This window comes from Acinetobacter sp. 40AMC3-4 (assembly GCF_049898185.1).
GTDB lineage: Bacteria > Pseudomonadota > Gammaproteobacteria > Pseudomonadales > Moraxellaceae > Acinetobacter.
The window spans coordinates 141006-165485 of sequence record NZ_JAFCXG010000004.1 but is presented as its reverse complement, the minus strand read 5'-3'; the positions used below and the strand labels follow the sequence as shown (position 1 = coordinate 165485).

Below are 24480 nucleotides of genomic sequence, written 5' to 3'. Positions count from 1 at the left end.
GCTTATTGTGCCTGAATCCATCTGTCGGCACGATCACGCGCCTGACGGATCTGCTCTTGGGTTAAATTCGCCGCCAAGGCAGTTTTTCTGCCTTCCGACAGCGTAATCACCTTATTGTCGAGCATGCCATCACGGGTAGAAAGTTCATACCACTGGTAAGCGCCCATATAGTTTTTCTTTTTCTCTTCCATCATTGCCAGGTTAAAGCTGGCACGGTTATCGCCACGGCTAGCCGCTTTTTCAAAATACTGACGTGCCAGCGCTTCATCTTTTCTGGTGCCAATGCCATCGGCCAGCATACGGCCTACATTCAGCTGTGCAACTGCCAGACCTTGATCTGCAGCAGCTTTATACCAGGCAAAGGCCTGTCGTTCATCTTTTTGAATATCTTTACCATACTGGTATTTGGTGGCCAAATAAAACTGTGCACCGGCCTGACCAGCTTTCGCTGCTTTGGTCAGACTATTGATATCCATGATGGAATACTGAGCCGCTTGACTGGCAACAGATGGACTAGGTGCAACATAATCTGCATGGGCTTGCATGCCAAAAAGTCCCGCCAGTAGCGTCGTACTTAATAATAATTTTTTCATAGCGCGCTCACTCGATAAATTGCGACTTCACCAAATAGATTAGGGAGATGCTTGCTCAGCAAACTATCTTCTTGATTCCCGTTCACAGCGAGTCGATTAATAATTTTGATGTTATTTTCCGCACAAAGTGCTTCAAAATCACGAAATGTACATAAGTGGATATTCGGGGTGTTATACCACATATACGGCAAGGCTTCAGAAACCGGCATTCTCCCTTTGATTGCCAAGAAAGACCGGGTCTTCCAGTGCGCAAAGTTCGGAAAGGTAATAATGGCCTGTTTCCCTACACGCACCATATCACGCAATAATACGTCAGGTGCATCTACAGCTTGCAAAGCTTGTGCCATGACCACATTGTCAAAAGACTGGTCGGCAAAACGGCTTAAACCAAGGTTTAAGTCTTGCTGGATGATATTTAACCCGCGACTGACTGCAATTGCAATCTTTTCCTGATCAATTTCTAATCCATATGCACGAATATCGTGCTTTTTGCTCATTTGTGCCAGCAGTTCACCATCGCCACAACCAAGGTCGAGTACGCTAGAACCGGGCTTAATCCACTTTTCAGCGAGTTGTTGATCGATACGCATTATACGGCCTCCTTTGGTGTTGCTTTCAGGTGTTCTTCACCACCCAGGAATGCACGCAAAGATTTTACATAGAGCGGAATTGGGAACAGGAAAGAGTCATGACCCTGTTCGGCATCAATATCCAGATAGCTCACAGGTTTGTGATTGCTGATCAAGGCATCCACGATTTCCTGTGAGCGGGCAGGGGTAAAACGCCAGTCAGTCGTGAATGACACCACCAAGAATTTGCACTGGGTATTGGCCATGGCTTTTTTGAGCGACTGTTCATATTCACGCGACGGATCAAAGTAATCCAGTGCCTTGGTCATGATCAGATAGGTATTGGCATCGAAGTTACGGCTGAACTGTTCACCCTGATAACGCAAATAGCTTTCGACCTGAAATTCAACATCGAAACCATACATAAATTTGCCTGATTTCAAATCGCGGCCAAACTTCTGCTTCATGGCTTCTTCGGACAGGTAAGTAATATGGCCCACCATACGTGCCAGAATCAGGCCACGTTTGGGATAGCTGTCATTTTCCAGATAACGGCCATTATGGAAATCTGGGTCTGACAAAATCGACTGACGTGCTACTTCGTTAAAGGCAATATTCTGTGCAGAAAGTTTCGGAGCGCTGGCAATAATCACGCATTTTCTTAAACGGTTTGGATAATCCACTGACCATTGCAATGCCTGCATGCCACCTAGTGAACCGCCAATGATGGCATCCCAGATATCAATCCCTAAACGGTCAGAGAGCAGGGCTTGGGTTTTGACCCAGTCACGGACCGTAACCAGTGGGAAATCTGGACCATACGGGCGGTTATCATTTTCAGGATTGGGTGAGGTTGGGCCGGTAGAGCCATTACAGCCACCAATATTATTCAGTGAAACCACAAAGAATTTTGAAGTATCAATGGCTTTGCCGGGACCAATGCATGAATCCCACCAACCGGCTTTTTTATCATCTTCATGATGATAGCCAGCAGCATGGTGATGACCGGAAAGGGCATGACAAATCAGAATGGCATTGGACTTATCGGCATTGAGTTCGCCATAAGTTTCAACCATCAGTTCAAAACGTGGGAGGATGCGACCGCATTCAAGCTCTAACGGCTCTTCAAATTGGAACTTTTGTGGGACAACAATGCCCACTGAGTCAGCTGGAAAAGACACGGGGAGGATTCGCCTTAAATCTTTAGTATGAATAATAAAAGGATACCATTTGCCGGTATCCTTCTAAAGTCATTTTAGTGCTATGAATTATTGCTAATTCTAATACAGCCGTTTAGACCGCAGCAGCAATCACCTGATCAGTGCTTAATACACCCTGATCAATCAGGCGGTTGGTCGAGGCAATAATTGCTTCAATGGAAGAGGTCACGATGTTGTCATGTACCCCGGCACCAAAGGCAGATTTACCGGTACCTTTCACCTGAAGTTCGATCAAGGCCAAGGCTTTAGCATGTGCACCAGAACTGATGCTGCGCTCTTCATAGTTTACGACATCAATCGGTAACTGAAGTGCATCCAAAATCGCAGAAATTGGACCGTTGCCTTCACCGCGAACACGGCGTGACTGGCCATCAATTTCAAGATCCAGCTCAATCACCTGATTGCCGTTATCATCCGACAATTTGTAGTTTTTCGCAGAATAGTGAACGTTTTTAGCATCCACATAGGTTTCTTTGAACAACTTCCAGATTTCAGTCGCACTGATTTCAGTGCCTTGCTCATCGGTACGCTTTTGTACAATTTGAGAAAATTCAATTTGTAAACGACGCGGCAAGATCACGTTGTAGTTAGATTCTAATAAGTAGGCAATACCACCTTTACCTGATTGTGAGTTAACACGGATCACGGCATCATAGTCACGGCCCAAATCTTTCGGGTCGATTGGCAAGTACGGCATATCCCAGATTTCTTCGTTTTTCTGGAACTCGAAACCTTTTTTGATCGCATCCTGATGCGAACCCGAGAATGCAGTAAACACCAAATCACCGGCATATGGATGACGCGGGTGCACAGGTAAACCGGTACATTCTTCCACAGTCGCAATGATTTCATTGATGTTGGAGAAGTCCAAGTTTGGTGCTACACCTTGGGTATACATGTTCAAGGCAATCGCAGCCACGTCGACGTTACCGGTACGTTCGCCATTACCAAATACACAACCTTCGACCCGGTCAGCACCAGCCATAATTGCCAATTCTGAAGCGGCAATACCACAGCCGCGGTCGTTGTGGCAGTGAACTGAAATGATCACGCCATCACGACGCTGAATGTTACGGTGCATCCATTCGATTTGATCGGCATAGATGTGTGGACCTGAAACTTCTACCGTTGCAGGTAAGTTTAAGATCACTTTATTCTCTGGAGATGCTTCCCAGATTTCAGTGACGGCATCGCAGACATCTTTCGCGACTTCTAATTCGGTTGCAGTAAAACATTCCGGGCTGTACTGAAATACGAATTCAGTTTCCGGCTGTTTTGCGGCATATTCTTTTACTTTCTGTGCAGCATTGATCGCTAACTGTTTTGCACCTTCAACATCAACATTCAAGACTTTGTTGCGGAATGTCGGCGAGTTAGAATTATAGATATGTACAATGGCACGTTTCGCACCTTGTAAAGATTCAAAGGTACGTTGAATCAAATGATCACGTGCCTGAACCAAGACCTCGATATAAACGTCATCCGGAATATGACCTTCTTCAATCAATTTACGGGTGAAATCGAAGTCAATTTGCGATGCTGACGGGAAGCCGATTTCAATATGTTTGAAACCGATTTTCACCAACATCTGGAACATCTTGAATTTCTGCTCCATGTTCATTGGCTCAAAGATCGCTTGGTTACCGTCACGCAGGTCGGTACTCATCCAGATTGGCGCTTTATTGATTTCGTTGTTCGGCCATTGACGGTCTGGTAAGTCCACACGTTGATACATGCGACGGTATTTTTTACTTGGATCAGCCAACATCATGAGAGAGCTCCTTATGCTAACTTGGGTACCGTAATCTTGGTTAAAGCGGTGCGTGGGTCAGCGGCATAGATTTTGTCTATTCATTGGGTTTTAGTGACAGTCTGGTTCAAACCTGAAATATGGTCTAAATATTGGTGGTTTAGCTTCACCAAATGCACTAAATGCCTTACTTATAATTTAAAGTTTAATCCACTTATCCCGAAAAGTTTTTGCTATTTTTATGGATTTTAGTCGTATGGTAATAAAGATTTTCTTATAAACTTTAAGGAGTGAAAAATATTTTCACTTATTTTAAATATCGTATTTTATATTTTCTCGATTTGGACATAATTCGTTATTTATTACGTTCAATAGTGCCATAAAGCAATATATTTTGATAAACAATAGATCCAGTTGTTCTTAAAGATCATTGAAGACAGAGCCTCTTTTAAAGTTCAGCCCATTTACGCATTAAATTATGATACAGGTTGGTCAGTTTCATAACTTCTGCATGCTGATCACCCAGCTGCATTCTCAAGTTTTGAATACTCTGATCCAGATTAAACAGCATATGCCGCTCTGCATCATCACGGATCATGCTTTGTACCCAAAAAAATGAAGCAATTCGACAACCGGCAGTGATTGGCGTGACTTCATGCAAGCTGGTCGATGGATACAAAATCATATCGCCGGCAGGCAATTTTACTTCGTGATAACCGTAAGTGTCTTCGACTACCAGTTCACCACCGACATATTCGTCCGGCTCACTTAAAAAAACCGTACAGGATAAATCCGTTCTGAGGCGTTCATTGCTGCCGCGAATACGACGAATCGAATTGTCGACATGAAAGCCGAAAGATTCATTATTTTCATAGCGGTTAAAAAGCGGGGGAATAATATCCAGTGGAATCGCCGCCGATAAAAACAGAGCATGCTGTCCCAGCGATTCAAGAATGATCGTACTTAAATGCTGGGTCAGGGGATGATCTTCAGGTAATTGCTGATTCTGTTTCACCGTCGCAGAGAGCGTACCCGCGGTAACCTTGCCATTGACCCACTCAATCTTATTCATCTCCTCACGGAAATATTGCACCTGTTCTTTGCTCAGTACATTTGGAATATGATGCAGCACGAGAAACCCCTGAATAATCGTCTTTTAAAAATAGCATAGCCCCCATCAGGAGACTATGCGGTTGCATTGAATTAATATTTAAAGTTGACTGCTAACACTGCACTACGGCCTTCTGCTTCGGTCGCATAATGAGATGAATAGGCTTTTGTGAAATAGCGTTCATCAGACAGGTTATTAAGGTTTAATTGCAAATCAACGTTTTTATTCACGTTATAACGTGCCATGGCATCATAGCGAACATAGCCTGGTACAAACTTGGTATTAGTAGCATTACCATAGACTTTATCCATTGCGACGGCACCAGCACCTAGGGTTAAAGCAGGAGTTACTGCATAAGTAGTCCAAAGGGTTGCACTGTTTTTCGCGACGTTTTGAACTTGGTTCCCATTGCTAGGATTTGGCGCATATACAGCAGGTTGACCTGTAGCGGCAGTATTTACAAATCCACCATCAATCATTTCACTGTCTAAATAAGTATAACCCGCAGATACAGCCCATTTATCCGTGATATTACCGTTTACGCCTAGCTCAATACCATCGACACGAGTTTCACCAATATTACTTGTGGTGCCATCATCTCCGGTCGCACGAGTATTGGTTTTTTCCGTGCGGAAAATAGCTGCAGTCAGGTTGAGCTTATCATTCAAGACATCCCATTTAGTTCCTAACTCCATGGTCCGGACTTCTTCAGGTTTAAGATTATTTATTGCAGCTGTAATCCCTTCAGAACCATCGCCACCATCTACACCGACTGGATTAGACGAAGTCGCATAACTTGCATAGATACTGCCATTTTCAACTGGTTTAAAAGTAAGACCGGCTTGATAGTTGATAAAGTCTTTATCATTTTTAATCGTAACTTGATCGCCAGCACTTGCTGTAATCGGTGTATTGTTTGCACCAGTAACTGCATTATTTCGTGCACCATAAGTCATGGTTTGCTCAGTTGAGTAGTCATCCCAACGAACGCCCAAATCTAAAAGCCACTGAGGGGTGAATTCAATACTATCCAGAAAATAAACAGACTTTGATTTGCTCTCGATATTGTAACGGTCAGCACCATTGGTACTTAACATACCTGTCCATGGAGCACGGTTAGGGTTCTGTACAGAAGTACACCAACCTGATGCAATATTGGTGACATCACCGCAAGCAGCATACGCGCTACCTGTCGCATTTAGGCCATTAATAATATATTGCGTACGATCAGTTTCCTGATCTGAATATTCGGCACCTAGATTAAAACTATGTTTAAGCATACCGGTATTAAATTTACCGGTTAAAGCAAGTTGGTCGGTAAAAGCATCAGTATCTGCTACACGTGAGTTGGCACGTGCCCAAACATTTCCTGTTAATTCACTTGTAAAACCTGCTTTGTTGTAAAAGTTACCCTGAGAGTCATCTGGATTGGTCCAAAGGTAATCATTCTTAGAGTTGCCATACACAGCTGTATTGCTAATGGTTAGATTGTCAGTTAAGTCATGTTCTAATTTGATGGTTCCGATCTGATTTTCTTGTTTTTGGAAATCACGATCTTTCCAGCCGTAATATTGACCTTGTTTAACGTCAATTGGCTTGCCATTTCCATTTAATGGACGATAGTCAGTTGCTGTTGCAGTTCTTGGAGCAGCAAATGGGTTGTTATACGGGATACCTGAGTCAGGCGTATCGTCCGATTTTAAGTAGTAATAACTGAGAGTCGCGCGAGTAGGGGTGTCCAGACCAAAGCTAATACTCGGTGCAATACCGGCACGTTTATATTCTGCACCGTCTTTCTGGCCGGCTTTTTCATTTTGATGCCCCATGACTGCCACACGTGCCGCAATACCATTACCAAAGTCTTTGTTACCATCTAAAGTAATACGTTGATAATTATCTGTGCCGCCAGCGACCGAACCTTCTAGAAAATCGCCTGCTTTAGCGACTTTAGAAATCATGTTAATGCTACCGCCAGTGGTGCCTGCACCGCCCATGGCAGAAGCAGAACCTTTGGTCACTTCAACTTGTTCTACCGCAAACATTTCACGGTTTTGTGAGGTGGCATTACGAACGCCGTCTACATACATCGAACTTTCTGAGTTATAACCACGAATAAATGGACGGTCACCATTCGGATTACCACCTTCACCTGCACCCAAGGTAATCCCCGGAACTGTACGCAGTGCATCAGCTAAAGTCGTCACTTGTGTATCGGCAATCAGCTGTTTTGAAATCACTGAAACTGACTTGGGGGTGTCGAGTAAAGGCGCAACAAATTTGCTATTCGCAGATTGATCTACTTTTAAGCTGGGTGCTTTTTCAGCTTTGACTTCTTGATGAATAGTCTCTAACTGGATCACCTGTTCTTCTGCCATCGCAGATGCAGCTACCATTGATAAAGATGAAACAATTGCAGAAGAAACGATTTTTTTACGTGTTTTAATGAAGGTCATGTTAAACCTAATAAATGAATGCTAAAAATGTATGCGAATAATAATGATTCTTGTTTTTATTTTTATCTTTTTATCATGGGAATTCATGATCTTTAAGAAAATATTAAATGAGTTTTTAAATGTAATGATATAACAATATCTACTTAAGTTTTTGATTTTAATAAATATTGAAAAATTAATCTGATTATTAAATTTTTATTGAGAATAATGATGTCTATAAAGGGACATAAATTAGGGATTTTTCGTGGAGTACTAATCTAGCGATAATAAAAAACCCTGCCAGGGCAGGGTTTTAAATAACTTTCACTTAAATATTAGAAGTCATATGAAACAGATAGCCAGTAGTTACGGTCTGGAATATAAGTACCCGCTAAACCACTCGTCGTTTTAGTATATAGGAAAGCATTTTCAACTTCGTTATCACTATTAATAAATGACTTATAGTCGCCAAAGTCTTTGTTCAATAAGTTATTCACACGACCTGAAACAGTAACTTGATTGTTGACTTTATAAGATGCACCTAAATTAAATAGCTCATAGGCTTTTAACTTATTGCCGACAGCATCAATTTCACGACTTACATTGACATCGCTTAAATCAGGATCTATGAAACGTACACGGTCAGATTTATATTCAGCTTCTAACCAGGTAGTGAACTTATCATTCACATACCAAGTTCCTGTGAAGTTCAAAGCGTGACGAGGTGTATTTTCAATAGGATTACCTTTATTTTCACCTTCGGTAATTTCAGACTCTAACCAAGTATAGTTTGCTTTTACATCAAAGCTTGGAGAAATTTCATATTTAGCACTAAGTTCCACACCGTAGCTTTCAGCTTCGCCTGCATTGCCTTTAAAGCTAAAGTTTTGCTGATTATCAAAACTGCCTACAGTCATGCAGTTGTTTGCAGGTGCTTGTCCTGTTGGGCGACCTGCCCATAAACAGTTTTCAACGACGCGTGCATCACTGATGATAATATCTTTAAACTGAGTAAAGAACGCAGTGGTAGCTAAAGAGAAATTAGACAAGTTGTCGTAAACGAAACCAAGTTCATAGTTTGTGGTTTCTTCAGGCTTAAGATCTGGGTTGCCCAAAGTCACGTTTCGGCCTTGTGAGCTAAAACCATTGATTCCATTATGAAGGTCATTCGCTGTTGGAACTTTATAGCCAGTACTTATACCACCTTTTAAAATCAACTGATCATTGGTGTTCCAAACTAAGTATGCGCGAGGTGTAAAGTGACCACCAAAAGCACTATGGTCTTCGTAGCGACCACCGAAAGTGAATGCAAGAGAATCCGTTAGATTCCATTCATCCTCAGCGAACACAGACCAAGAATCCTGTTCAAAAGCAACTCCATTACCTGCTGAGTTATCGATGGTTTCACCATCTTTATATTCAATACCAGCTGTAAGTTTATGGTTGCCAAGTGTTGAAATAATACGAGAATCAACGGTTAGGTCTTTATTTTCTAAAATACGATCTTGTGTACCATCTGAATAATAATTGTATTCAGGTACATTTCCTTTTGGAAGACGACGGCCTTCCTGTTCAGAAGAAACATAGCTTGCAAATGTTTTCCATTGACCAAAACTAAGCTCAGCATCTACACCTGCAGAAATACGATCTCTTAAGAATTTGATCTCGTCTTTATATGAACCAATCCCTGATGGTAAACCTGTCGTGCGGTTGAATTCGTAAAGTTCACCTAAACGGGCATCACTATTATCAAAACGTTGTTTAGCATGATCAAAGTCTACCCAAGTAGAGACGTTATCATTTACATTTAGCGTAAGTTTTGTACCCACAGCATAATTATTTGCTTCTACTGTACGAGGGTCACGACCTTGGCTGCCTTCATCAATAGTTTTTGCGGGTGTAACAAGTCGATCTGATTGATCGCGGTGGAAAAACTCGCCACGTACTTGTATACCAAGTTTATCTTGAATCACTGGACCATTAACAACTGCACTGGTTTTCCAGTTATTACCAATATCAGAATTTTCTTGAATATTCTGTTCAACAGAAACGTTACCATTCCATTCTGATGCAACTTTCTTGGTAATAATGTTAATGATACCGCCCATGGCATCAGAACCATAAAGGGTAGACATAGGCCCACGAATGACTTCAATACGTTCAATAGAAGCTAATGGTGGCATAAAGCTTGTACTAAATTCACCAAAACCATTTGGACCAACTGAACCAGAAGTATTCTGACGCTGACCATCGATCAAAATAAGAGTGTAAGATTGATTCAGACCACGCATTTGGATATTTAAACCACCAGTTTTGCCTTGGCCATTTCGTACGTCGACACCTGGTACTTCACTGAGCGCATCTGCAATACTGGTAATACCTTTTTTCTTTAAGTCTTCTGCAGTTACTACACTAATAGAGGCAGGCGCATTTTTTATATCTTGTTCAAAACCCGCCGCTGAAACCACAATCGTAGACATTTGATGTGTTGTTGTAGGAGTCGCTGTCTCGTTCACAGTCTCTGCGAAAGCAGATGTTGCTGTAACCCCAAGAATTGCCAATGTAAGTGGACGAAGACTAAAACTATGCATGACCAAATTCCCGAACCGAAGAATAAATTAGTATTGTTGCTCAAATAAGAAACTGGATATTAATGATAGTATTTATCATTTGCAATAAAAATATACATTTTCTCCATTTAAATTGGGTTGACTGGGCATCTGGAAAGATGGCAATTCAAATAAAAAAAGGGCTTAAAAACTGGAACTCGCGCGTATTTTTTGTATATCCTTAAATGTTGTCATATAATGTGGCACATTTTTATAAACCTGTTATAACCTAATATATAGAGGAAGCCATGCAAGTAACTTCTGAAGCGGTTTCGGGCGTTGCCCGTCGTTTAAATGTTTCTGTACCGACGAGCCGTATTAATGAGCAATTTGAAGCTCGTTTAAAACGCACTGCTAAAACTGCGAAGATCAACGGCTTCCGTCCAGGTAAAGTGCCTGTAAACGTAGTTCGTCGTGAATACGGCGCGGGTATCTACCAAGAAGTAGTAAACGATATTATTCGTGACACAGTTTTCGAAGCGATCCAGCAAGAAAAAATCAATGCTGTGGGCATGCCAAACATCGAAAAAACTGAAATGAAAGACGACGCGCTGGTATATACAGCGACTGTTGAAGTTTATCCAGAAATCGAAGTGAAATTCGACGGCTTGGAAGTTGAGCGTAAAGCAGCTGAAGTAAATGACAAAGATGTTGAGAAGATGATTGAAAATCTTCAAAAACAACGTGCTGCTTGGGCTGAAACAAAAGGCATGGCTAAAAAAGACATGCAAGTAACTTTTGATTTCGAAGGTTCAATCGACGGCGAAAAATTTGAAGGTGGTTCTGCGGAAGACTTCAAACTTGTTCTAGGTTCTGGTCGTATGATCCCTGGCTTCGAAGACGGTATCGTTGGTATGAAGAAAGGCGAAGAGAAAGTGATTGATGTAACTTTCCCTGAAGACTACCAAGCTGAAAACCTTGCTGGTAAACAAGCTCAATTCAAAATCACTGTGAAGCTTGTTGAAAAACAAAAACTTCCAGAAATCGATGCTGAATTCCTGAAAATCTTCGGTGTATCTGAAGAAGAAGGCGTTGAGAAGTTAAAAGCTGACGTTCGTAAAAACATGGAACGTGAAGTGAAGAACGGCCTTCGCAACCAGGTTAAAGGCGCGACTTTTGATGCATTAGTTGCTGCAAACGAAGTTGAACTTCCAGCTGCTATGCTTGCTCAAGAAATTGACCGTCAACGTCAACAGATGATTCAGCAGTTCACACAGCAGTTTGGTGCTCAAGGTGCGAAAGCATTTGATTCAAGCATGCTTCCAGATGAATTGTTCAAAGAACAAGCTGAAAAATCTGTAAAACTTGGCGTACTTGTAAGCCGTGTTTTAGCTGATGCGAAAATCGAAGTAGATGCTGCACGTGTTGAAGCGTACATCGAAGACATGGCTTCTTCTTATGAAGATCCAAACGAAGTAATTGAATACTTCAAAAACGATGCGCAACAACGTGCCCAAATCGAAGCAGTTGTACTAGAAGACCAAGTTGTTGATTACATTTTGGCTTCTGCTAAAGTAACTGATGCGACTGTAAGCTATGAAGACTTATTGAAAGAGCAGCAAGCTCGTCAACAAGGCTAATTTAGCTTTCGATAAAAAAGGCGCTTAATGCGCCTTTTTTCATATTGATGCCTGAAAAAAGCATTTCTGTTTTTCACAAAACTAATGCAAAAAATATAATGGATTTGTTGGCGAATTTTTTGCAATTTCAGTGATTATCCCTCATATTGTGATTATGGGTTAGGTCACAAAAAATTTAGGAATAAATAAACGTATGTATGTTCCAACGATTGAAAACGCTTTAGTGCCAATGGTGGTAGAACAATCCTCTCGTGGTGAGCGTTCTTTTGATATTTATTCACGCCTTTTGCGTGAACGTGTAATTTTTATGACGGGCGAAGTTGAAGACAACATGGCGAACCTGATCGTTGCGCAAATGTTGTTTTTAGAGGCGGAAAATCCAGATAAAGATATTCATCTATATATCAATTCACCAGGCGGTTCGGTAACTGCGGGTATGGCGATTTATGACACCATGCAGTTTATCAAACCTGATGTCGTAACGTACTGCATGGGTCAGGCAGCATCAATGGGTGCGTTCCTGCTGAATGCCGGTACCAAAGGCAAGCGTTATTGCCTTGAAAATGCCCGTGTCATGATTCACCAGCCATTGGGTGGTTTCCGTGGTCAGGCTTCAGATATTGAAATTCATGCACGTGAAATCCTGTTTATTAAAGAACGTTTAAACCGTTTAATGGCTGAACACAGCGGTCAGGATTACGAGAAAGTTGCACGTGATACAGACCGTGACAACTTTATGACTGCTCAGCAAGCGAAAGAATACGGTCTTGTGGACGAAGTTTTAACTAAACGTCCATAAGTTTTAAAGATTGAGATAGTGGAGTAAATATGTCCGAACATCCTCAAGGACAAAAGCATTGTTCATTTTGCGGTAAAACGCAGTCTGAAGTCGGGAAGCTGATTGCAGGCGAGGACGCATACATTTGTAACGAATGTGTGGACGTATGCTTAGATTTGGTTCAAACCAGTCAGCAGGTGGAAACCAATGACTGGGCCAATCGTCCTTTGCCGAAACCGCATGAAATTCGTGCGGCCTTGGATCAATATGTGATTGGTCAGGACGTCGCGAAAAAAACCTTGTCAGTTGCGGTTTATAACCATTACAAGCGCTTGAAAGTGCAAAATAATGGCAAGAAAGCTGATGATTCAGTAGAGCTTTCAAAAAGTAATATTATGTTGGTTGGTCCGACAGGATCGGGCAAAACCTTGCTTGCACAAACGCTGGCACGTCTTCTTGATGTTCCATTTGCCATGGCAGATGCAACGACACTGACCGAAGCCGGTTATGTGGGTGAAGATGTAGAAAACATCGTACAGAAGCTACTGCAAAAAGCCGATTACGATGTCGAAAAAGCGCAAAAGGGCATTATCTATATCGACGAGATCGACAAGATTACCCGCAAGTCTGAAAACCCATCCATCACGCGTGATGTATCGGGTGAAGGTGTTCAGCAAGCATTATTGAAAATGATTGAAGGTACGGTTGCATCAATTCCGCCACAAGGTGGACGTAAGCATCCGCAGCAAGAATTCATTCAGATTGATACCTCGAATATCCTGTTTATCTGTGGTGGTGCATTCTCAGGACTTGAGAAAATTGTACAGCAACGTCAGGAAAAAGGTGGCATCGGCTTTACTGCAGAAGTGCGTAAAAAAGATGAAACCAAGAAGCTGTCTGACTTGTTCCGTCAAGTTGAAGCAACTGATCTGGTAAAATTTGGTTTGATTCCAGAATTTATTGGTCGTTTGCCAGTGATTGCCACTTTAGACGAGTTGGATGAAGAAGCACTGATGCAGATTCTGACTGAGCCGAAGAACGCTTTGACCCGTCAGTATCAACATCTGTTTGATATGGAAGATGTGGATCTGGTTTTTGAAGAATCGGCATTACGCGCAGTGGCTAAGAAAGCAGTTGAGCGTAATACAGGCGCGCGTGGTTTACGTTCGATCCTAGAAAATTCATTGCTGGAAACCATGTATGACTTGCCAAGCCGTAGCGATGTCGGCACTGTCGTCATCAATGAAGCTGTGATTAAAGGTGAAGCAGAGCCGGAATACCGTGCCGAGCGTCAGCCACATGATCAGCAAGAGACAGCAACAAAAATAGATTTAAAGGTCGTAAATAGCAAATCTGCTTAATTGCTATTCGTCCGAAACGTGCGAAAACTCCGTGTTTTCGCACGTTTTTTATTTCCAAAAATAAAGCTCGGTGTTAATCTGATTAACTAGGCGTGGATGCCTAAAACTTATAAAAAACAAATCGCAAAGCACTTGCATACAAAAGAATAAAGACGCAGTGAGGGATAAGCATGCGTGGAGTCGCAATTGTACTCATCAGCAGTTTGGCATTGCTGGGGTGTCATGGTAAGAAAGCCGTCGTTGAGCCTACACAGCCACTCAGCACTTTAAAAAATATCGATCTTGAAAAAAAACCGGGCTTTGTCGAGCAGCATCGTATCGGCATGTTCACCATTGGCGGTTGGGTCAATCAAAAGCAGGGCAACCAGTTTCAGACGGTGAAACCGCAGCATGATGAAGCCGCCATCGTGTATTTATACCGGCCCGATTCTAAATGGAATCGTCAGGAAATTGTCGCTGCCAGCCTGTTTATCAATCAAGAACATATTCCAAGCTTATTGCACAACCATTATTACTGGATTGAAGTGCCTGCAGGGACCTATCGTTTGAGTACCAGTCGACCGCTAGGCGCGCTGCATTTCCAGAAACCTAAATATCTGGATTTTACTGTCGAAGCGGGACAGTCTTATTTTATTAAATATGATGAAGAGAATATCAGTACACGCCGGAGTGTTTCAGGGCCACTCATGCTGATGCCGGAAAAAGTTGGTCTCAATGAAATTGCTTTTACTCAGCTAAAATCAGACAGTTTTAACTTCGTGGCACAAGATCAGGAAACTGGCCAGATTCGTAAAAAAGCCCAAAAAATTGAACCGACTGCTTATGATCCATCATTGGATGTACAGCTAAAAGCACCTTTTAAACTTTGGGATCCACGGACTTGGTAATTGACATTTTATTGAGAAAATATAATAAAAAAGCACCCTGAATGGGTGCTTTTTTATACAGATTTAATTAGCCCGCAGCAGCGTCAACTACTGGAATCTTACCAATTTTTGCTTGCCAGATTTTAGGTGCAGTCGCGTGAATAGAAGTACCATTCACATCAACCGCTACAGATACCGGCATATCTTTTACCACAAACTTGTAAATTGCTTCCATACCCAGGTCAGCAAAGGCAACCACTTCAGCTTCGCGAATAGCTTTAGACACGAGGTAAGCAGCACCACCGACAGCCATCAGGTAAGTTGCCTGGTTGTCTTTAATGGCTTCAACGGCAGCAGGACCACGGTCTGCTTTACCGATCATGCCGAACATGCCAGTTGCTTCAAGAACTTGACGCGTAAATTTATCCATACGCGTAGCCGTTGTTGGGCCAGCAGGGCCTACAACTTCGTCGCCGACTGGATCAACAGGGCCAACGTAGTAGATAAACTTGCCTTTCAGATCAACAGGAAGTTCTTCACCGTTGTTCAGCATGTCGACCATACGTTTGTGTGCAGCATCACGACCTGTATAGATTGTACCGTTAAGAAGAAGTGTATCGCCTGGTTTCCAGCTATTCATTTCTTCTTGGGTAATCGTGTCAAGGTCAACACGTTTAGAAGATGAAGAATCCCAAGTCACAGCAGGGTAGTCTTCAAGTTTAGGTGCTTGAATATGTGCAACACCTGTACCATCTAACTGGAAGTGTGCATGACGAGTCGCAGCACAGTTCGGGATCATACCAACTGGTTTACCTGCAGCATGACATGGATAATCTTTGATTTTAATATCAAGTACAGTGGTTAAACCGCCAAGACCTTGTGCACCAATACCCAAAGCATTTACTTTTTCGAAGATTTCGATACGAAGCTCTTCCATTTTGCTTTGTGGACCACGACGAAGCAATTCGTCCATGTTGATCTCTTCCATCAATGCTTCTTTGGCAAGCATCATGGCTTTTTCAGCAGTACCACCGATCCCGATTCCCAGCATACCTGGTGGACACCAGCCTGCACCCATGGTTGGAACAGTTTTCAGTACCCAATCCACGATTGAATCAGATGGGTTTAACATTGCTAGTTTAGATTTGTTTTCTGAACCGCCACCTTTGGCTGCCACAGTGATATCTACTTTATTACCAGGCACAAGCTTGTGGTAAATCACGGCAGGAGTGTTGTCTTTGGTGTTCTTACGACCAAATGCAGGATCAGCCAGAACTGATGCGCGAAGCACGTTCGAGTTTTCTAAATAACCCTGACGTACGCCTTCATTGATTGCATCATCCAGGCTCATGGTTAAATCGAATTTAACGTCCATGCCCACTTCAACAAATACGTTGACGATACCGGTATCTTGACAGATTGGGCGGTGGCCTTCTGCACACATGCGTGAGTTAATTAAGATTTGTGCGATCGCATCTTTAGCAGCTTTGTTCTCTTCACGATCATACGCACGGCTCATCGCTTGGATAAAGTCTTGTGGGTGATAGTAAGAAATGAACTGAAGCGCATCTTTAACCGATGTGATCAAGTCATCTTGCTTGATAATAGTTGTCATACAAATATCTCTTGAGCGGGCTGATAGCTAGCGGGCTAAATTATAAGACAAAAGAATCGGGTTGTGGGCATTTTGGGCGAGCATTGGCCGAAAGTTTATAGTTTAAGCAATCTGAGCAAGGACTTTAGCTATTCCATGGGTCAAATATGACAGCAAGTTGTCATATTCAATGTCATATTTCAGATAAAAAATACGCATAATTTTGCTTATTCCGTATTAAGCGATTGAATTTTATTAATTATTTTAAATTTAACAAAAAACCAGATTGTCATATAACTGTCATAAAACTTTTAGATAATGCAGCTATTGAAACGGGAGATCCTAACAATGGTTACAGGTATTTTGATGGCAGCTGGTTTTTGTGTATATATCGCTGCAACTTGGATGTACGGTCAGAAAGAAGATCAAGCCTAAGCTTTATCTTCTTTTTTATTTTAAGACATAAAAAAATTAACCTATCTTCAAATCTTCAAATCTTCAAATCTTCAAATCTTCAAATCTTCAAATCTTCAAATCTTCAAATCTTCGAATCTTCAAATCCAGTTATAAAAATATTTGAAAACTCAAATTTAAAAAGCATCTCTCCTATAGCTTACTCAAGCCATGTTGACCATTTACATTTTTAACCCAGAAAAACTCAAAGCCTGAAAACCCTTACACATGCGGCATTTTTTATTGCTTAGACTGTTTCTCTCAACTTCTAGAAACAGGCAAGTAGAATGAACAATTTTAATGCAAGTGATATTAAAGAACATGCTTCAGTCATTGCTTCATGTGGTACTCAAGTCGGGAAGGTGGACCATTTAGAAGGTCAGGATTCAATTAAATTAACAAGAAGTGATGATGAAAATAATGAGCATCATCTGATTCCCTTGAGTTGGGTAAGTGAAATCAAAGACGATAGCGTCGTGCTCAATAAAACTGCGGAAGAGGTACGTAAAGAGTGGACTACCTTATAAGAAATTAAAGTTAGTGGACTGAAAAGCAGGGCTGCTTCAGCTTAATTTTTTATGTCACAGACTTTATGAGTAACCGTTGAAAATGCCAGTTCGAAAGACTGGCATTTTTATTGTTTATTAAAACGAGATAATGATCGCGTGCTGAATTTATTGAAGCTATGAGTGTTTTTTTATAAAAAAACCACCTGATTTTTCAATCAGATGGTTTGGAAAACTTAAATTTAAGAAGTATTAAGCTTCTTGCTGCTCGGCCTGAATCGCGGTTAAGGCAATGGTAAACACGATGTCATCGACCAAGGCACCACGCGACAGGTCATTGACCGGCTTATTCAAGCCTTGCAGCATTGGTCCAACACTGACTACATTGGCAGCACGTTGTACCGCTTTATAGGTCGTGTTACCGGTATTCAGATCCGGGAAAATAAATACATTGGCACGTCCAGCCACTTGTGAATCAGGTGCCTTTTGGCGCCCCACGCTTTCCACCGATGCTGCATCATATTGTAATGGCCCATCAATCAACAGGTCAGGACGACGTTCTTTGGCAATGCGTGTAGCTTCCGCGACTTTTTCCACATCAGCGCCAGTACCCGAAGTTCCTGTCGAATAGGAAATCATAGCAATGCGTGGATCTATACCAAAGGCTTTGGCAGAATCGGCGGACTGGATTGCAATTTCGGCCAGCTGTTCTGCATCAGGGTCCGGATTGATCGCACAGTCACCATACACATAGACTTCATCTGGCAACAGCATAAAGAATACGGAAGATACCAGTGAGTAATCCGGAGCAGTCTTAATCAGCTGGAAAGCAGGACGTACCGTATTCGCCGTGGTATGCACTGCACCCGACACCAAACCGTCAACCTGATCCAGCGCCAGCATCATGGTGCCAAGTACTACTGTATCTTGCAGTTGTTCACGGGCCTGTAGTTCGTTGAGCTTGCCTTTACGCAGCTCCACCATCTTGTCGATGTAGTTTTCACGCACCAGATCCGGATCAAGAATTTCCAGATCTTCAGGCAATTCAATACCGCGAGCTTTGGCTACTTCTAGCACAGCTTCAGGCTTGGCCAGCAAAATACACTGTGCAATACCACGCGCCTGACAAATGGCCGCAGCCTGTACGGTACGCGGTTCATCACCCTCTGGCAGTACAATACGTTTTTTCGCAGCAATCGATTTCTGTACCAGTTCATGACGGAAAGCGGAAGGTGACAGACGTGGCTTATAAGAACCATTCAACATTTGATTCAGCCATTCCGGATTGATATGGCTTGAAACAAAACGTGTCACCTGATCTGCACGTTCGGTATCATCCACTGGAATTTCATTGCTGAGATTTGCCAGTTTTTGTGCGGTTTCAAACGTGCTGAGTGGTGTATGTAAAATCGGTAAACCTTGCTTGATGGCAGCCTGGCAGAATTCCAGTACATGATCATTTGGCTGTTGATGTTCAGTCAGCACCAGACCGGCCAAAGGAATCCCATTACTGCTGGCCAGACTACTTGCCAGTAATACATCAATCCGGTCAGAGGCACTAATAATTAATTCGCCAGCTACAAACTTATGTAGTTCATGTTCAATATTGGCTGAAATCAGACTACTGTGTTGCACACGGCGCTGTTTGGCTTCGCCTTCATTAATCCAGTAAGCAGAAATATGGGCTGCCAGATCAGACATACGCGGCACACTTAAGGTTTTACTGAAAGGCACCAAGCCAATCACTGGCAATTTTTCAGAGCCAATATGCGGATGCGTCTGCCGAATGGCGGTGATAAATTCTGCGGTTTCAGCTTTAAGGCGTAAATCCGGATTCAGCGTGACAGGAATCTGCGCAGATTCTTCAGGTAGACCCTTGGTGCGCATCAACATGATACCTGCCAGACGGGTAGAGCTGGCGCCACCAAAATTACGCAGCTGATGTTCAACTTTATCTGCGGTTTGGCTTGGCTGCTGAATATTGGCATTGCTGACGACAATAACTTTGGCATCCAGTGCTTGTGCCAGTGAAGCATTCAAATCATCGGCAAAACTGTCCTGAGTATTTGGCAACAGCCCTTCGACAATAATCAGGTCATGCTGTTTAGCAATTTGACGATGCAGACGCACCGCTTCTTCAAGCAATTCATCCTGTTCACCCAGATTGATCTGCTGCAAGACTTTGCTATAACGGATAGGTTCAACCGTTTCACTTTGAGAAATATGACGATACAAAGCCGTGGTGCGGTCTTCGATTTCATTCAATTCCTGGGCAAAAGGTTTCAGGAAACCAGCTTTTACCCCTTGGCATTCCAGTGCATAAATCAGGCCCAAACATGCAGAAGTTAAGCCTACGCCTTCCCCCGTGGGAACCAATAAAATTGTTTTCATAAATTATGTCAGTCGCAGAATAATAAAAATCAGTGAAAAAGAAGCTAAAGCCTGCTTATGCAGGCATTACCTCAGCTTGAGACTTTTTTGCAGTATTGCGCTCCACTTCAAGTTCAACCACACTTTGAACTTCCCGGGCAATACGGCCTTCTTCATCTGTTGGCACTACCCAGATTTGTGGGCCTGTACCTGAATCAATTCGGCCTTCGGTACCGCGTTTCAGCTCATTATTGGCATTTTTATCCAGACTGAAACCGAAATGAGGCAGGTAAGTCATGGTTTTTTCGCGGATATACGCTGAGTTTTCGCCAATGCCGCCAGTGAAGAACAGACCATTAAGACGTGGCAGACCACAGCTCAACGCTGCCAGAGATTTAGCTAAACGGTAGCAGAATACTTCAATCGCCAGTGCGGCATCTTCATTGCCTTGTTCTGAAGCTTCAATCAGGGTACGCATGTCATTCGACAGGTCAGACAGACCCAAAAGACCACTTTGGCTATTCAGCATCTTGTCAATTTTATAAATGTCCCAACCCAGGTTTTTCGCCAAGAAACTATGCAGGCTTGGATCGACATCACCACTGCGTGTGCCCATAACAATGCCTTCAAGCGGAGTTAAGCCCATTGAAGTATCTACACTTTGCCCATTCCAAACGGCACAGGTCGAGCTACCATTACCTAAATGCGCAGTTAACCAGCCACCTTGTTTGAAACTACCTGCCAGTTCAGAACCACGTTCTGAAACATAGGCATGACTAGTCCCGTGGAAGCCATAGCGACGCACACCATGAGCAGTATATAAAAATTTCGGCAGGGCATAACGATAAGCATGCGCTGGCATGGTTTGATGGAAGGCAGTATCAAATACTGCAACTTGTGGTAATTCCGGGAATAAGCGTTTGGTTGCTTCAATACCAATTAAGTGTGCCGGATTGTGTAATGGCGCAAGCGGCGTTGCTTCACGAATTTTTTCAATAATCTCGTCATTGATCAGTTCAGCTTTGGTCAGGCTGCCACCATGTACGACACGGTGACCGATCGCGTCCGGACGGTAGTTGGCCAGACGTTCAAGACCCACTTCAAGTGCTTTTTTGTGGTCAGCAAATGGAATATGGATATCGACCGGCTCATTGCCAACCGTCACACCTTTAATGCGAGCATTCTCTGTGCCTAAGTTCTCAGCTAAACCATGAATACGGAAATTCTGCTCCTCAAGAAGTAATGCAAACTTGATTGAAGAAGAGCCACAATTAATAACTAATACTGATTTAGACACGATTGATTACCCAATTTTTAATTAAAATTCTCGTCCATTTGCTTGACCCAATTGCGGGCAATGAAGCAGCAATCCAGATCAATGAATATGTTTTAACATTTGTTTTTTTTCTGTCCTAGATAGACTTTAGCAGATTAGACTTAAGCATTATCGACCGATTTAACAATAATAACTAAAATTTATCAGTTCATAGTTTTCATTTATAAATAAAATGATGCTGAAAATATAATCAATAAGAATACTAAACTCTGCTTAAATTTAATTTTAGAACAGATTAATTCTTTAGTTTAGCGCCTGAAAAGGCAAATATTGTTTTTACATACAATTCTATAAAGAGATTCATCAATAAAATGACCGGAAGGTTCTAATCCATCTATTTCAGTGTCAATTTTTCTGTCCATAAAAAACAGCCTCATTTATGAGGCTGTTTTAAATGAGCGATCTGAATACTTATTGGCGAATCTGACCATCACCAAAGACAATCCATTTCTGCGACGTCAGGCCTTCAAGACCAACTGGGCCACGAGCATGGATTTTATCGGTTGAAATCCCGATTTCTGCGCCTAAGCCATATTCAAAACCATCTGCAAAACGAGTAGAGGCATTGATCATGACCGAACTTGAATCTACACCCGCCAGAAATTCGCGAGCCAGACTGTAGTTTTCAGTAATAATGGAATCGGTATGATGCGAGCTATATTTGTTGATGTGCTCAATGGCTTCTTCTATACCAGAAACGACTTTGATCGCCAGAATCGGGCCCAGATACTCGGTATACCAGTCTTCTTCAGTGGCCGTAATGACTGCATCTCCAAGAATACGCTGGGTTTCCCGGCAACCACGAAGTTCGACTTTTTTCTCTTGGTAAAGCTCTGCGATGCGTGGCAAGAATTCTTCAGCGACTTTTTCATCGACCAGCAGGGTTTCCATGGCATTACATACACCATAGCGATGGGTTTTGGCATTGAGCGCAATCGGCAATGCTTTCAACAAGTCCGCTTGAGCTTCCACATACACATGACAGTTGCCATCTAAATGTTTAATGACCGGTACGCGTGCTTCCTCGGTAATTCGTTCGATCAGGCTCTTGCCGCCACGAGGCACAATCACATCCACATATTCGGTCATGGTGATCAACTGGCCAACAGCAGCGCGGTCAGTCGTGTTTACCACTTGTACGGCAGCCTCAGGCAAGCCTGCGACTTTCAGGCCATGCTGAATCGCAACTGCAATTGCCTGATTCGATTCCAGAGCTTCTGAGCCGCCCCGTAAAATAATGGCATTGCCTGATTTGAGCGCGAGTGATGCAGCCTCCAACGTGACGTTAGGACGTGATTCGTAGATCATGCCGACCACACCCAAAGGCACACGCATCTTGCCCAGTTGAATCCCGGATGGGCGATAAGCCATATCACTAATTTCACCAATCGGATCTTTCAGGCCAATGACATCTTTTAGACCCTGCAACATACCTTTAAAGCGTGCGGGGTTGAGTTCTAAGCGATCAAGCAGGGCTGAGTCCAGATTGTTGTTATGCGCCTTGGTCATATCTTTCTGGTTAGCAGCCAAAATAGCAGCTTGGCTATTTTCCAAAGCCGTATAAATAGCGGATAACGCATTATTTTTAGTTTGGGTGGACGCGCGAGCCAAAATGCGAGACGCTTGGCGTGCCTGCTGTCCTACCGTTTGCATGTATTGTTCAATAGACTCTTGCATAGCGGTTTGATCACTTAGAAATTTCATTTCGATATTAACAGCCTGCTGCTGCACAATGAAGCCCATCTGTTAAAAATCATCCGTTTTCGCAGACTTCTAAACATTTTGAAAATGTTTTCTGTTTAAAAGCAGATAAGTGGTCACTGAAGCGGTTGCTTGTGAAAAGCAGCTCTGTATAGAATGAAACACGCGACATTGATGTCATTTATAATTATTAAAGAGCAGGATGCATGTTCAGGCACACCGGAATGTGCCTGAATTATAAGATCTGTTAAGCATGACTTGCACAATAAAAATAAGGCAAGGACGGAGGAAAAGGAATATGAATTCCATTATCCACATGGACGCCCATGTATTGGAACAACATAGACACGATGGTTTTTTTGATTTTTATGATAAGCACAGTTTTAAGCAGCCACCACGCACCACCTGGATGGATGGCTGGAAAATCGAATATATGGCGATCGCCCGTCCAGATACCTTACATTTAAGACCAATGGTGATTATTGGGGGAGCTTTCCAGAATTTTAACTCCTACAAATATTGTGTAGAACAGCTTTTTGATGCAGGTCCCATCATTCTGATTGACCTGCCGTCCATGGGGGCCAACCAGCAGATTAGTAATGTCGACACAGGTCTGTCTGCCGGAACACTGGAGCTTGAAGACCTTGCTGCGATGCTAGGGCGCTGGCTGGAACAGATGCAGCTGCCGCAAGTGGCAATTTTAGGCATGTCCTTAGGGTCAGTGGTAGCTTCCTGTCTGGCAGATCAGCGTCCTGAACTGGTCGATCGGATGATTCTGATGGGCGTGATGCAGAAAACCCGTAAAAGCTGGCGAATGCTGCTGGAAGAATCCCTACACCTGATGAAAGAACAGCGTATGGATGAATTTGGTCAGGCCGTCATTTTGTACTTGGTGAATCATGCACGTTTGACAGAAACCCGAATGTCACCGACTGCAAAACGTTTGTTCTTTAAACAGATGGCGGAATTTACGGCCACCGAACAGGATCGTTATGATATTAACTGCAACCGTTTATTGCGTCTGACCAATGTCCCGATCCCGCAGTGCAAAGTACTGGTGGCATGTGGGCAATATGACAGTTTTACCTTGCCACATGAAAATGCGAATTTTGCCCTACAATGCCCGGATATGCAGTATGTGCAAATTGCAGGTGCTGATCATGTGCCGCAGTTACAACGTCGTAAAGAAACCATGCATCTGTTTGCAACTTTCTTGCGCGATGAAGCTGTTGATCAACTGGCAGGAATTATTCCGTTCACGCGTGAACAGATACAGCAGCTTGAACGTCGCGGTGAAGAGCGGATTCAGGTGCAAGATTCACAGCGTTTCCTCAGTCATCGTCATTCTGATCGTGTCTTGAATGTAGAGATTGTAGATATGAATTTCTTTGGGGTATTGCTGGAGTTAGATGCAGGACAGGCTGAGCGTGCAGCAACTTATCCACGTGATCTGGCCTTGCATCTGGAAGATGAAGCTGGGGAATTTCATATTGAGTGCCTCATCTTTGAACAGAATAACACCCAGCTGCGTGCCTTATTCAAACATGGCAGTTTTGAAGTCGCAGAACGTCTATTGGCTTTTGTAAAACGGCAGAAAATTTTGCAACAGACCGAAGTATTTGATACCGCAATTTAAAAAATATCAGCATTA

Annotated in this window: 17 protein-coding genes; 6 read left to right on the top strand and 11 right to left on the bottom strand. The window is 42.8% G+C overall.

The window, feature by feature from the left end:
- Positions 1-2: 2 nt before the first annotated feature.
- From ACP7BU_RS06940 to ACP7BU_RS06910, 7 genes are all read right to left on the bottom strand, one after another.
- Entirely contained in the window at positions 3-593 is a 591-nt protein-coding gene (locus ACP7BU_RS06940) for a tetratricopeptide repeat protein (protein WP_004647420.1), read from the bottom strand.
- Positions 590-1183, bottom strand: coding sequence for a methionine biosynthesis protein MetW (gene metW, locus ACP7BU_RS06935; protein ID WP_004278415.1), 594 nt, complete (start codon positions 1181-1183; stop codon positions 590-592). The genes ACP7BU_RS06940 and metW overlap by 4 nt, the downstream gene beginning before the upstream one ends.
- Positions 1183-2343: a homoserine O-succinyltransferase MetX gene (gene metX / locus ACP7BU_RS06930; RefSeq protein ID WP_213686424.1), complete on the bottom strand. Its 1161-nt coding sequence runs from the start codon at positions 2341-2343 to the stop codon at positions 1183-1185. Before metX ends, metW begins: the two co-directional genes overlap by 1 nt.
- A 112-nt stretch (positions 2344-2455) precedes the next feature.
- A complete protein-coding gene (leuA, locus tag ACP7BU_RS06925; RefSeq protein ID WP_004278413.1) occupies positions 2456-4153 on the bottom strand; it encodes a 2-isopropylmalate synthase in 1698 nt (565 codons plus the stop codon).
- Between the two features lie 427 nt (positions 4154-4580).
- The gene (locus ACP7BU_RS06920; protein ID WP_224216997.1) at positions 4581-5264 is read right to left on the bottom strand and encodes a Fe2+-dependent dioxygenase; all 684 of its coding nucleotides are present in this window, start codon (positions 5262-5264) and stop codon (positions 4581-4583) included.
- Between the two features lie 71 nt (positions 5265-5335).
- A complete protein-coding gene (locus ACP7BU_RS06915) occupies positions 5336-7696 on the bottom strand; it encodes a TonB-dependent receptor (RefSeq protein WP_425879140.1) in 2361 nt (786 codons plus the stop codon).
- A gap of 314 nt (positions 7697-8010) precedes the next feature.
- Complete coding sequence (locus tag ACP7BU_RS06910) at positions 8011-10266, bottom strand: TonB-dependent receptor domain-containing protein (RefSeq protein WP_425879142.1); 2256 nt, start codon at positions 10264-10266, stop codon at positions 8011-8013.
- Between the two features lie 266 nt (positions 10267-10532).
- Here ACP7BU_RS06910 and tig point away from each other — a divergent pair, with 266 nt between their 5' ends.
- From tig to ACP7BU_RS06890, 4 genes are all read left to right on the top strand, one after another.
- Positions 10533-11864, top strand: a complete 1332-nt coding sequence (gene tig / locus ACP7BU_RS06905) for a trigger factor (RefSeq protein WP_004647426.1) — start codon at positions 10533-10535, stop codon at positions 11862-11864.
- Between the two features lie 193 nt (positions 11865-12057).
- Positions 12058-12663 (top strand): ATP-dependent Clp endopeptidase proteolytic subunit ClpP, encoded by a 606-nt coding sequence (gene clpP / locus ACP7BU_RS06900; RefSeq protein WP_004647427.1) that lies wholly within the window; start codon positions 12058-12060, stop codon positions 12661-12663.
- A 29-nt stretch (positions 12664-12692) separates the two neighbouring features.
- Complete coding sequence (gene clpX / locus ACP7BU_RS06895; protein WP_004278407.1) at positions 12693-14003, top strand: ATP-dependent protease ATP-binding subunit ClpX; 1311 nt, start codon at positions 12693-12695, stop codon at positions 14001-14003.
- Positions 14004-14173: 170 nt separating this feature from the next.
- A complete protein-coding gene (locus ACP7BU_RS06890; protein ID WP_004729543.1) occupies positions 14174-14890 on the top strand; it encodes a DUF2846 domain-containing protein in 717 nt (238 codons plus the stop codon).
- 67 nt (positions 14891-14957) lie between these two features.
- On the opposite strand, the gene ACP7BU_RS06885 is transcribed toward ACP7BU_RS06890, so the two are convergent.
- A complete protein-coding gene (locus ACP7BU_RS06885; RefSeq protein ID WP_004278405.1) occupies positions 14958-16484 on the bottom strand; it encodes a fumarate hydratase in 1527 nt (508 codons plus the stop codon).
- A 719-nt stretch (positions 16485-17203) separates the two neighbouring features.
- Between ACP7BU_RS06885 and ACP7BU_RS06880 the strand changes: the two genes are divergently transcribed.
- Positions 17204-17443, top strand: coding sequence for a DUF2171 domain-containing protein (locus ACP7BU_RS06880; RefSeq protein WP_004729548.1), 240 nt, complete (start codon positions 17204-17206; stop codon positions 17441-17443).
- Positions 17444-17674: 231 nt separating this feature from the next.
- Here the strand turns inward: ACP7BU_RS06880 and pta are convergent, their stop codons facing one another.
- From pta to ACP7BU_RS06865, 3 genes are all read right to left on the bottom strand, one after another.
- The gene (gene pta, locus ACP7BU_RS06875; protein WP_409651879.1) at positions 17675-19813 is read right to left on the bottom strand and encodes a phosphate acetyltransferase; all 2139 of its coding nucleotides are present in this window, start codon (positions 19811-19813) and stop codon (positions 17675-17677) included.
- Positions 19814-19868: 55 nt separating this feature from the next.
- A complete protein-coding gene (locus ACP7BU_RS06870) occupies positions 19869-21089 on the bottom strand; it encodes an acetate/propionate family kinase (protein WP_313564721.1) in 1221 nt (406 codons plus the stop codon).
- 450 nt (positions 21090-21539) lie between these two features.
- Entirely contained in the window at positions 21540-22805 is a 1266-nt protein-coding gene (locus ACP7BU_RS06865; protein WP_425879274.1) for a glutamate-5-semialdehyde dehydrogenase, read from the bottom strand.
- A 322-nt stretch (positions 22806-23127) separates the two neighbouring features.
- On the opposite strand from ACP7BU_RS06865, the gene ACP7BU_RS06860 reads away from it, so the two are divergent.
- The gene (locus ACP7BU_RS06860; protein ID WP_425879147.1) at positions 23128-24465 is read left to right on the top strand and encodes an alpha/beta fold hydrolase; all 1338 of its coding nucleotides are present in this window, start codon (positions 23128-23130) and stop codon (positions 24463-24465) included.
- The last annotated feature ends 15 nt before the right edge of the window (positions 24466-24480 follow it).

Coding starts and splice junctions, on each gene's coding strand:
- metW (WP_004278415.1), bottom strand. CDS start 1,183: ATGCGTATCGATCAACAACTCGCTGAAAAGTGGATTAAGCCCGGTTCT.
- clpX (WP_004278407.1), top strand. CDS start 12,693: ATGTCCGAACATCCTCAAGGACAAAAGCATTGTTCATTTTGCGGTAAA.
- clpP (WP_004647427.1), top strand. CDS start 12,058: ATGTATGTTCCAACGATTGAAAACGCTTTAGTGCCAATGGTGGTAGAA.
- ACP7BU_RS06915 (WP_425879140.1), bottom strand. CDS start 7,696: ATGACCTTCATTAAAACACGTAAAAAAATCGTTTCTTCTGCAATTGTT.
- ACP7BU_RS06910 (WP_425879142.1), bottom strand. CDS start 10,266: ATGCATAGTTTTAGTCTTCGTCCACTTACATTGGCAATTCTTGGGGTT.
- leuA (WP_004278413.1), bottom strand. CDS start 4,153: ATGATGTTGGCTGATCCAAGTAAAAAATACCGTCGCATGTATCAACGT.
- ACP7BU_RS06940 (WP_004647420.1), bottom strand. CDS start 593: ATGAAAAAATTATTATTAAGTACGACGCTACTGGCGGGACTTTTTGGC.
- ACP7BU_RS06880 (WP_004729548.1), top strand. CDS start 17,204: ATGAACAATTTTAATGCAAGTGATATTAAAGAACATGCTTCAGTCATT.
- ACP7BU_RS06890 (WP_004729543.1), top strand. CDS start 14,174: ATGCGTGGAGTCGCAATTGTACTCATCAGCAGTTTGGCATTGCTGGGG.
- ACP7BU_RS06865 (WP_425879274.1), bottom strand. CDS start 22,805: ATGCAAGAGTCTATTGAACAATACATGCAAACGGTAGGACAGCAGGCA.
- ACP7BU_RS06860 (WP_425879147.1), top strand. CDS start 23,128: ATGAATTCCATTATCCACATGGACGCCCATGTATTGGAACAACATAGA.
- pta (WP_409651879.1), bottom strand. CDS start 19,813: ATGAAAACAATTTTATTGGTTCCCACGGGGGAAGGCGTAGGCTTAACT.
- tig (WP_004647426.1), top strand. CDS start 10,533: ATGCAAGTAACTTCTGAAGCGGTTTCGGGCGTTGCCCGTCGTTTAAAT.
- ACP7BU_RS06885 (WP_004278405.1), bottom strand. CDS start 16,484: ATGACAACTATTATCAAGCAAGATGACTTGATCACATCGGTTAAAGAT.